Annotated in this window: 5 protein-coding genes, 2 pseudogenes and 1 other annotated feature; of the genes and pseudogenes, 2 read left to right on the top strand and 5 right to left on the bottom strand. The window is 65.3% G+C overall.

Going from position 1 to position 5862, the window contains the following annotated elements:
* From EJK91_RS21160 to EJK91_RS21130, 5 genes and pseudogenes are all read right to left on the bottom strand, one after another.
* Positions 1-169, bottom strand: a 169-nt coding sequence (locus tag EJK91_RS21160; protein WP_164518052.1) for a transposase, incomplete at its 3' end; no start/stop codon positions are given.
* Between the two features lie 78 nt (positions 170-247).
* Positions 248-481: pseudogene (locus EJK91_RS21150) on the bottom strand (IS3-like element ISMysp3 family transposase); the annotation flags it as partial.
* Positions 482-485: 4 nt separating this feature from the next.
* Positions 486-1835 (bottom strand): IS30 family transposase, encoded by a 1350-nt coding sequence (locus tag EJK91_RS21145; RefSeq protein WP_444850845.1) that lies wholly within the window; start codon positions 1833-1835, stop codon positions 486-488.
* Positions 1836-1912: 77 nt separating this feature from the next.
* Positions 1913-2910: pseudogene (locus EJK91_RS22820) on the bottom strand (IS3 family transposase); the annotation flags it as partial.
* Positions 2510-2641, bottom strand: a sequence feature (AL1L pseudoknot). It overlaps the preceding pseudogene by 132 nt.
* A gap of 62 nt (positions 2911-2972) precedes the next feature.
* Positions 2973-4034 carry an IS110 family transposase gene (locus EJK91_RS21130; protein ID WP_125079878.1) on the bottom strand — a complete coding sequence of 354 codons (1062 nt, stop codon included), beginning with the start codon at positions 4032-4034 and terminating at the stop codon, positions 2973-2975.
* A gap of 320 nt (positions 4035-4354) precedes the next feature.
* Between EJK91_RS21130 and EJK91_RS21125 the strand changes: the two genes are divergently transcribed.
* Together EJK91_RS21125 and EJK91_RS21115 are read left to right on the top strand one after the other, a co-directional pair.
* Positions 4355-5530, top strand: a complete 1176-nt coding sequence (locus EJK91_RS21125; RefSeq protein WP_444850844.1) for an IS256 family transposase — start codon at positions 4355-4357, stop codon at positions 5528-5530.
* 162 nt (positions 5531-5692) lie between these two features.
* On the top strand, positions 5693-5862 hold a 170-nt coding region (locus tag EJK91_RS21115; RefSeq protein ID WP_164518065.1), incomplete at its 3' end, for a transposase.

Genomic DNA, 5862 nt, shown 5'->3' with positions numbered 1-5862 from the left:
CCTTCATGCCGCCGTACTGGGCGACCCAGCGATGCCAGGTCGACTCGGTGATCTCCAGGTGCCGGCACACCTCGGAGAGCTCCTGGCCGGCGCCGAGGAGCTTGTTGCCCTCGGCGAGCTTGCGGATGATCTGATCCGGCGTGTGCCGCCGGCGCTTCTTGGCTGCCATGTCGTCGTCGATTCTTCCTGCCCGAAGATCGGGCATCAGAGTCCCACAACGACTGGACCACTACGAGGGGCTCACCTCAAGCCGGTCGGTGTTGTACCAGTGGACCCACTCGGCGGTGAGCAGTTCGACGTCGGTCAGACGGTGCAGCGGCCCTCGCCGAAACGGTGAGTCGTCACGGACGGCTTCGGTCTTGTACAGCCCTATGGTCGTCTCCGCCAAGGCGTTGTCGAAGGCATCCCCGACCGTGCCGATGGAGGCCACCAGTCCGGACAGCGCGAGGGTTTCCCCGAACCGCACCGATGTGTATTGGGCGAGTTCAATCGGTCGATGCAACACCGGGTTGTTGGACCGAGTGTAGCTGTTGGGCAAAGACTTCCGCCGGTGTTTTCCAGCCGAGGACCTTGCGCGGTCTGTTGTTGAGCGTCAGTGCAACCGCTTCGAGGTCCTCTGCCGACCATCGTGATAGGTCCGTACCTTTCGGAAAGTACTGACGCAGAACGCCATTGGTGTTCTCGTTGGTGGGTCGCTGCCACGGAGAGTGCGGGTCGGCGAAGAACACCTTCGTGCCGGTATCGAACGTGAACTGGGTATGCGCGGCAAGCTCTTTGCCGCGGTCCCACGTCAGGGTCTGACGCAACTGGGCCGGCAACTGAGCCAGCGAGGCGACCAGGGCGGCATTCATCGCCTCGGCGCCATATCCGCTCAACGCCGGCCCATTCTTCACCGACGGGGCCATCCCCCACCCCTCGAGGCGGGGTAGATGAATCAGCATCACCGCCCGGCTCTTGCGCTCCACGACCGTACCGATCGCCGATCGGCCGGTGCCGATGATCAAATCACCTTCCCAATGTCCAGGGACCGCGCGATCGGCAGCTTCGGCGGGCCGTTTGCTGATCACGACATCCGCGCTGACGTGTCCCTGCGGCTTGTTCTGTGTCCTGGCCCTCGGAACGCGCAGCGCCCGGCCTGTTCGCAAGCACGCAACCAACTCTCGCTTGAGCGCCCCACGCCCCTCGATGAACAGTGATTGATAGATCGCCTCGTGACTGATCCGCATGGACTCATCATCGGGGAAATCCATCGGCAAGCGGTGCGCGATCTGCTCCGGGCTCCATGCCGTCGACCACCGCCTGTCCTGTCGATGCGGCTTGTTACGCCCCTTCCAGGCCCCGGTCTGCGGACCCGCGACGGTCGTGCCGTCGAGTCGGCGAACGCTGCCGTCGAGTCGCTGCTGCACGTACTCACGTAACTGATCGTTGGCCACGAGCTTCGCGGTTTTCGGCCGCTTCGCTGCTTGCTGGGCCTTCCACTGCGCCACCCCTGCGCGATAGACCTGCTTGCCGCCGCGGGTGGCCGCGTTGCGCCGCAGCTCCCGAGACACCGTCGACGGGTCACGGTCAATGTCGCGGGCGATCTCACGCACACCGGCACCCTGAGCGCGCAGCAATGCGATCTCTTCCCGCTCGGCGAACGACAGATACCGGCTCGTAGGCTCATCCAAACTGATCGGCGACATGCCGCCAGCGTGGCGGAACCACCTACTGGCCACCGGTGTCGACACGCCGACTTCCACAGCGGCATCCTCGGTCGAGACACCCTGGACGATGAGCCGCCAGAACTGGCGCTGCACCGCACGCGAGGGCTCCGGGCGCCCGGGTGAGCGCATCGCTGGCCGCAACGCACGATCAGCCGCCCACTGCCGCCGCCTGACAACCGATTTCGCTTCCTCGCGCTTGGCCACATCACACCTCCATCGTCAAGGTGTTGCGACGACCGGTTGAATCCGCCTTGAGACCCGGCATCACTATGGTGGATAGTGTTGCCCAACAATGGATTACCTTCATTGATTCGGAGTTGTGCGGCGTGGCGGATCGCTTGGCGCACGAAGCGGTCCTCCTTGCTTGCTGAGCACGTCCACCCGACGATCCGGCCCGCGAACGCGTCGATGGCGAATGCGGTGTACACGAACGCTCCGTTGGCTAGCCGGACGTAGGTGAAGTCCGCGACCAGGAGCAGGTTGGGGGCGGGTACCCGGAACTGGCGTTTGACCAGATCAGCTGCCCGTGCCGCGGCGGGATCTGCGATGGTGGTGCGGACCTTCTTGCGGCGGCGCACGCCCTGCCAGCCGTGGGCCCGCATGAGGCGTTCCACGGTGCAGCGGGCCACGGCGACGCCCTGTCGTTGCAGGTGGGCCCACATCTTGGTCGCACCGTACAACGCTTCGGGCTTGCGGCGTCCGTGCTCGTCGGGTTCGTAGTAGCCGGCCAGCACCTCGGTGATGACCGTGTCCCAGAGGGTTCGTGCGGACGGGGGTCGGGCCAGCCAGGCGTAGAAGGTTCTCGGGGCGATCTGGCAGCCGTGCTCGGTGAGCACGCGGCAGATCGGAGCGACCCCGAACCGAGCACGATGCTCGGCGATGAACGCACAGATCAATGGTGTCGCGGGTCGCTCTCCCGCACGAAGAAACTTGTTGCCGCCTTGAGGATTTCGATGGTTTCCTCAAGCTCACGGTTCTTGCGTTTGAGTTCGCGCAACTCCCGCACCGTATCGGTGGGCACCCCGTCACGCTGGCCGGCGTCGACCTCGGCCTGGTTGACCCAGCGGCGCAGCGATTCGTAGGACACTCCCAACCGCTTGGCCACCGCGGTGATGCAGGCCTTGCGGGTGTCGTACTCCTCGGCATGATCGGTGACCAGCCGCACCGCCCGGGCCTTGAACTCGTCGTCGTACTTCCTCGGCATGATGCGAACAACCTTCCCTCGAAAGAAGGTGTGCATCAAACCCGGGATGCTTCTATATGGCGTCAAGGGGTTGCGGCGACTGGATGTGCCGCTGCGAGGGTCCGGTAGATCTGGCGGGTGATGTAGCGCTTCAGGGCGCGCATGATCTCCTTCGTCGTGCGGCCCTCGGCGCGACGACGAGCAACGTAGGCCCGTGTCGGCCCGTGGATACGCATTCGGACGATGACGACGGTGGTCAGTGCTCGGTTGAGGCGGCGGTCTCCACCGCGGTTCAGTCTGTGGCGCACCGTGTTTCCCGACGATGCAGGGATCGGGCACGTCCCAGCCAGAGAAGCGAAGGCTGCTTCGGATCGCACCCGGCCAGGGTGAGACCACGCCGTCAAGACGCACGCGGCGACCACCGAGCCGACACCGGGAAGCTCGCAAAGTTCAGGGGCGAGGTGCTCGACCGCGGCGTCGAGGGCCTTGCGGTTGTCGGCCAGCTCACCGTCGAGGGAAACGATGCGCTTGGCCAGGCGAATCGCTTCCCGCCTGCAGGTAGCGATGACGTGGTCTTCTCTACGCTCCCGCCATGCGGCAATCATCTTGAACCGACTGTGCGGCAGTGCTTTGCGTGCATCTACCCCTAGGTCGATCGTGCGGAGCAGAGCGGTCAAGGCGTTGATGGCGCGTGTGCGTTCAGCGGTCATCTCCTCACGGGCGACGGTGAGCACACGCAGTACGACCCGCTCTCCGGTGGCCCGTGGCCAACGCAGCCGCCCGGTATCGACGCCCAGGACGGAACGCGCGATACGGACGGCATCGATCGCGTCGGTCTTACCAACGCCGCGCCGGGCCGCCGCGGTCATCGCTGGGGGCTCGACGACTTGCAAACCGCCGCCCGTCATCCGCTGCGTCAAGCCTGCTCCGTAGGAGCCGACCCCCTCGATCACGACCAGCGCCGGCTGGTCGGCAGATTTTCGGGTAATCCAGCTATGCGCGCGATCCATTCCTGCCGGCGTATTCGGAAACTCCGCCTGATCCGCAACCGCCCCGTTTGCAGCGCTGACCAGCGCTAACGAGTGCGTGGCCGCATGGGTATCGACTCCGATGACAAACGCATACCGCTCTGCAACGATGGACATGGCGACGTGTTGCTCCTTCCTGTAGGCGACGTCGTCGGCGTCGGCCCGGAAGAAGTCTTCGAGGCAGGCCTGTAACGGGCCACGACTCGCGGCAACGAGTCGGGCAGGCTTCTAATCAAGCCACCGAAGCAAGACCGGGTCGGCGCCGCCGCCCCCGGCCGGGCGGACAGATCCCGGGAAGAGCACCCACCACGGGGCCAAGCGATTCATGAGTCACACCCAACCAGGACGACGACACCGATCCTGCCAGCCAGCACCGGGCCAGCCATACCAAGACTTACAGGTGGTTCAATGCGCTCAACTCCGCTGACGCCGGGGCGGTGTTCGCCGAGTTGATCCGGGCCGGGTTGCAGGCTCTGATCGAGGCTGAAGCCACCGAGGCGATCGGCGCCGGCCGCTACGAGCGAGCCCAGGGCCGGACCACGCAGCGCAACGGGCACCGCCCCAAGACCGTGTCGACCACCTCCGGTGATGTCGAGGTGCAGATCCCCAAACTGCGTGCCGGGTCGTTCTTCCCGTCCCTGCTGGAGCGACGCCGCCGCATCGACAAGGCGTTGCACGCGGTGATCATGGAGGCCTACGTGCACGGGGTATCGACGCGCAGCGTCGATGACCTGGTCGCCGCGATGGGAGTGGGCTCGGGGGTGTCCAAATCAGAGGTGTCGCGCATCTGCGCTGGCCTGGACCGTGAAATCGAAGCTTTCCGCACCCGCAGCCTGACCCACACCCAGTTCCCGTACGTGTTCTGCGATGCCACCTTCTGCAAGGTCCGCGTCGGCGCGCATGTGGTGTCTCAGGCCCTGGTGGTGGCCACTGGGGTCTCCATCGACGGCACCCGCGAAGTGCTGGGAACCGCCGTCGGCGATAGTGAGTCGTTTGAGTTCTGGCGCGAATTTTTGGCCAGCCTCAAGGCCCGTGGGCTCACTGGGGTGCATCTGGTGATCTCAGATGCCCACGCCGGCCTCAAGGCTGCGGTGGCACAGCAGTTCACCGGATCATCGTGGCAACGCTGCCGGGTGCATTTCATGCGCAATCTGCACGGCGTGGTGGCCGCCAAGCACGCGCCGGCGGTCACTGCGGCGATCAAGACGGTCTTCGCCCACACCGAACCGGCCGAGGTCGCCGCTCAGTGGGACCAGGTCGCCGACACCTTGGAGGCGACATTTCCCAAGGTGGCGGCGATGATGGCCGAGGCCAAGACCGACGTCCTGGCGTTCACCGCATTCCCGCGGGCGCACTGGCAGAAGATCTGGTCGAACAACCCGATCGAGCGGCTCAACAAGGAGATCAAGCGCCGCGCCGATGTCGTGGAGATCTTCCCGAATCCGGCGGCGTTTCTGCGTTTGGCCACTGCCGTGGTCATCGAAGCCCACGACGAATGGCAGGTCACCCGTCGCTACCTGTCCGACATCTCCATGGCCGAGCTACGCAAGGTCATCGCCGCCAAACACGCCGCCATCACCGAACCGCTAGCCGAGCACCGCCAAATCGCCTAGCATCCAGCATGACTCGTTGATCACCACGCGTGACTCACGCCGATCCGAAGTCCACCACCCCACGGGGCACTGCCATATCCGGCTGAGGTGAGCCCCTCGTAGTGGTCCAGTCGTTGTGGGACTCTGATGCCCGATCTTCGGGCAGGAAGAATCGACGACGACATGGCAGCCAAGAAGCGCCGGCGGCACACGCCGGATCAGATCATCCGCAAGCTCGCCGAGGGCAACAAGCTCCTCGGCGCCGGCCAGGAGCTCTCCGAGGTGTGCCGGCACCTGGAGATCACCGAGTCGACCTGGCATCGCTGGGTCGCCCAGTACGGCGGCATGAAGGC

It is taken from the genome of Mycobacterium sp. P7213 (assembly GCF_900604305.1).
Classification (GTDB): Bacteria; Actinomycetota; Actinomycetes; order Mycobacteriales; family Mycobacteriaceae; genus Mycobacterium.
The sequence above is the reverse complement of the archived record's forward strand: the minus strand, read 5'-3'. Positions and strand labels throughout refer to the sequence as shown.